Origin of the sequence: Moorena producens 3L (genome assembly GCF_000211815.1) — a bacterium.
GTDB lineage: Bacteria > Cyanobacteriota > Cyanobacteriia > Cyanobacteriales > Coleofasciculaceae > Moorena > Moorena producens.
In genome coordinates this window covers 1-3,963 of the sequence record NZ_GL890866.1, presented here as the reverse complement: position 1 = coordinate 3,963, position 3,963 = coordinate 1, and the positions used below count along the sequence as shown (strand labels likewise).

Genomic DNA, 3,963 nt, shown 5'->3' with positions numbered 1-3,963 from the left:
CCTTTTTCCTTAATTCATACTCCCTACTCCCTACTCCCTACTCCCTACTCCCTATTCCCTATTCCCTATTCCCTACAATCCAAAATTTACCTCACCCAATTGATAACTGCTATGATATAGTATTTTATGCTAAAGCCCTAAGACTGATTTAGCAATATTGAAATAAATCAGCACACCCAAGACATCAACAACTGTTGTAATAAATGGTGCGGACATCAGAGCTGGGTCTAAGCCTAGGTGACGGAACAGAAACGGTAGGGCTGAACCGGCAACTGATGCTAAAAGTGCGATCGCAATCAGACTCACTCCCACCGAGAGGGCTACTGACAAATCTCCTTGTAACCAGTAAGCCCATCCCGTAGCCATCGTACCCAGAATTACTCCTAGTAATAACCCCGCCAGTGCCTCTCGCCCAATCACTTGACCGGGGCCTAAGTCACGAATTTCATCAGTATTCAAGCCGCGAATCACCACCGTAGAAGACTGAGCTCCCACATTCCCACCAGTGCCAGTGAGTAAAGGGATAAAAGCTGCTAGGGCAACAACCTGCTGCAAAATAGACTCTTGAGACTTTATGATCGTACCCGTAACCGTATTAGTGAGTAACAAGACAAATAACCAAACTACCCGTCGGCGGGCAACTGTGAATAAATTGGTTTGAAAATAATTATCCCCCTCCGATTGGACACCACCACCGACCGCGTACATATCTTCTGTTGCTTCCTGCTCCAAGATATCAATCACATCATCCACAGTGACAATACCCACTAGACGCTGCTCCCGGTCAACCACTGGTACAGCCAGGAAATCATAGCGTTGGATCATCCGTGCTACCTCTTCCTGGTCTGCATAGGTATAGACATATACCACATCACGAGTCATAATTTCACCCATGGTGGTCTCGGTGGCAGAAATCACCAAATCCCGCAGGGAAACAATCCCAGTCAAATGTCGAGAGTTATCAGTTATATAGAGGTAATATACGACTTCCGAGGCTTTGGCTAAGCTACGAATCTGCTCTAAGGTCTCGGTAACTGTCAAGTTTTCCTTAAGGGAAATATATTCAGGGGTCATGATTCGCCCTGCTGTTCCCTCCTCATACCCCAAGAGCAGGGCTGTGGCTCGGCGTTCTTTGGGACTTAACTGTGACTGCAAGCGTCGGACGACCTTAGCTGGTAACTCATCAAACAACCTGGCTCGATCATCTGGCGACATCTTGTCTACGATATCCAGTACCTCCTGATGTTTAAACTTCTCAATTAGAGACTGTTGGACACTGGAGTCAAGATTTTCATACACCTCAATGGCCTCAGATTTAGACAATAAGCGGAAGGCAATCACTTGCATTGCTTCCGGTAATCCTTCAATCGCTTCCGCAATGTCTACTGGTTGTACTGGTACCAGCACTTGCTTAGCACCCTGAAGATTACCTTGCTCCAGCAGTATCTGCAGCTGAGAACGCACCAGCTGTCGCAGTTCACTACGCGAGATTGTCTGGAGGGAAATTTGGTTTTCAGTCAATGCAAACCCTCCTGTTGAGTAGGTTCTACTTGTTTGTCACTGCTGACTCAAGTCTAGATGGTTTTGGACTTGCTCCAAGACTAATTGGTAATTGGTAATTGGTAATTGGTAATTAGTACTTGGTAATTAGTAATTGGTAATTGGTAATTGGTAATTGGTAATTGGTAATTAGTACTTGGTAATTAGTCGAAAATCAATAAATAAATGAAATTATATTAAGAAATGTAAAATACGAACCATCTTTACTGCTGATCAGGTTTGAGTTAACTTAACCAAAGTTAACACAGTTACTCAAAGGTTTGTTTCTTAATTGGTAGCTCACCCAACTATCCTTGATTGAATTCCGATATTCAGCCATGACACTACTTGAGCGATCTTTGTTAAAGAGTATTTTTAACGCAATAGTTATTTGAGAGTGATCCCATCACCCTAGATTTCCCTGTAGGTGATCCAGCCCGGGGGTAATTAATTTGTGAACAAAAATCGTGAAATTCTTTCCCTTCTTACCCCTCTCTCCCTCTTCTGGTGTTTCACCACTCAAATCGGATTGCTATCGATCAGCAGCTTAGTAGTATAATTGTACTATTGAATTAGTTTAGGTTATCAGGAATCAACGATGCTGAAAACCCCGCGTCCTTAGACCGGGGATGAAAGCGAGATAGCTCGCTTTTAGCCGTGAAAAAAATATTTGGAAAGTTCCTAAATTTTATGCTATGTATTGTATACTAAATTAGTAGCAATAGGTCGATACTAATGATAGTTTTAGAGTTCAAAGCATACGGCAAGCAGAGACAATATTCAGCCATAGATGAGGCGATTAGAACGGCTAAGTTTATTCGCAATAGCTGCATTCGCTATTGGATGGACAATAAAGGGGTCAATAAATACGATCTCAACAAATATTGCACTGTCCTAGCAAAACAGTTGACCTTTGCCAATGAGCTGAACTCTATGGCTCGTCAGGCAAGTGCTGAACGAGCCTGGTCATCAATCGTCCGCTTCTACGATAACTGTAAGAAAAAAGTACCCGGCAAGAAAGGGTTTCCACGATTCAAGAAACATTGTCGCTCAGTAGAGTATAAGACTTCAGGATGGAAGCTATGTCCTGATAAAAAGTCAATCATCTTTAGTGACTTGAAGGGAATCGGGAAACTCAAACTCAAGGGTACATGGGACTTGTGGCGCTTCGACAAGAAGCAGATCAAGAGAGTCAGGATAGTCCGTCGAGCTGATGGATACTATGTCCAATTCTGCGTTCAGGTTGACATTAATGAACCTGTTCCAGCTACAGGTAACACCATTGGCTTAGACGTTGGACTAAAGGATTTCTACACAGATTCTAACGGAGATGCTGAACCTAATCCCAGGTTCTACAGAAAAGGTGAAAAGCGCCTAAAATTATATCAACGTCAAGTTTCCCGGAAAAAGAAAGGCTCATCCAATCGCAAGAAAGCGATTAATAGGCTAGGTAAGACACACCTCAAAATAAGTAGGCAACGTCAAGAACATGCCAAGAGACTGGTTAGAAGTTACCGCAAGAAGAGTGCAGCCTTTATAGTTGATAGGCTATGCATCAAAGGTGGCAGGTTTTGTTGTAAGGCTGCACTCTTCTAAGGTTTCGTCTCCGGCACGTTGCGTAGTCCGGTCAAACGACCTGGTAGCCTATGAAGACTTGAGGGTTAAGAATATGGTAAAAAATCATTGTCTTGCTAAGTCTATTAATGATGCAGGTTGGTATCAATTCAGGAAATGGATAGAACACTTTGGCGCTAAGTTTGGCAAGATAACTGTTGCAGTCAACCCTGCCTACACAAGCCAAAACTGCTCCAATTGTGGTGAAACAGTCAAGAAATCTCTATCAACTAGAACCCACGTCTGTCAGTGTGGTTGCTCCCTAGACAGAGACCATAACGCTGCAATCAACATCCTTGAACAAGCCTTAGGTACGGTGGGGCACACCGGAACCTGGATCATAGATCCGTTCGCGCAGCGGAGGCCGTAGGCCACGCTACGCGAACGGGTCTCCCGAAACGCTTTGGGAGAATCGGCCTCTACTCTTTCTGGTTCCGGCCTGACTGAGCAAGCTGACTCGTTGAGCAAAGAATCCCCGCGTATGCGCGACCGGGGAGTGTCAAAATGATAAGCACAAGCAATTATTATAAATTGCTATCATTGAAGGTTATTTAAATTAGATTTGCGAGTCTAACTATGGTTGATTGTCTCAATGCGGCTCGCTATTTCATCGTAAAAGCTTACGATGATGGCATGGAAGCTGAAATGACCAACATGAAGCTTCAAAAGCTTCTGTACTATGCACAAAGTTTACATCTAGCCCTTTACGATCAGCCATTGTTTGATGAAGAAATTCAAGCATGGCGATACGGTCCTGTGTGCCCTAGTGCTTACAGGTTTTACAGTGAGTTTGAAGCTAAGCAATTACCT

The 3,963-nt window shown here is 43.7% G+C and carries 4 protein-coding genes; 3 read left to right on the top strand and 1 reads right to left on the bottom strand.

The annotated features are described in order from the left end of the window. Positions 1 to 129: 129 nt before the first annotated feature. Entirely contained in the window at positions 130 to 1,521 is a 1,392-nt protein-coding gene (mgtE, locus tag LYNGBM3L_RS11665; RefSeq protein ID WP_044492795.1) for a magnesium transporter, read from the bottom strand. Positions 1,522 to 2,274: 753 nt separating this feature from the next. Here mgtE and LYNGBM3L_RS11660 point away from each other — a divergent pair. The 3 genes from LYNGBM3L_RS11660 to LYNGBM3L_RS11650 all read left to right on the top strand — a co-directional run. Beyond that, positions 2,275 to 3,135 (top strand): RNA-guided endonuclease InsQ/TnpB family protein, encoded by an 861-nt coding sequence (locus tag LYNGBM3L_RS11660; protein WP_008182847.1) that lies wholly within the window; start codon positions 2,275 to 2,277, stop codon positions 3,133 to 3,135. A 73-nt stretch (positions 3,136 to 3,208) separates the two neighbouring features. Continuing rightward, the gene (locus tag LYNGBM3L_RS49365) at positions 3,209 to 3,523 is read left to right on the top strand and encodes an RNA-guided endonuclease InsQ/TnpB family protein (protein WP_008182845.1); all 315 of its coding nucleotides are present in this window, start codon (positions 3,209 to 3,211) and stop codon (positions 3,521 to 3,523) included. A gap of 206 nt (positions 3,524 to 3,729) precedes the next feature. Next, the coding region (locus tag LYNGBM3L_RS11650) for a Panacea domain-containing protein (protein WP_008182843.1) at positions 3,730 to 3,963 on the top strand (234 nt) is incomplete at its 3' end.

What these genes read in the sequence shown, in the direction of transcription:
- LYNGBM3L_RS11660 (WP_008182847.1), top strand. Translation starts at nt 2,275, where the DNA reads ATGATAGTTTTAGAGTTCAAAGCATACGGCAAGCAGAGACAATATTCA.
- LYNGBM3L_RS49365 (WP_008182845.1), top strand. Translation starts at nt 3,209, where the DNA reads ATGGTAAAAAATCATTGTCTTGCTAAGTCTATTAATGATGCAGGTTGG.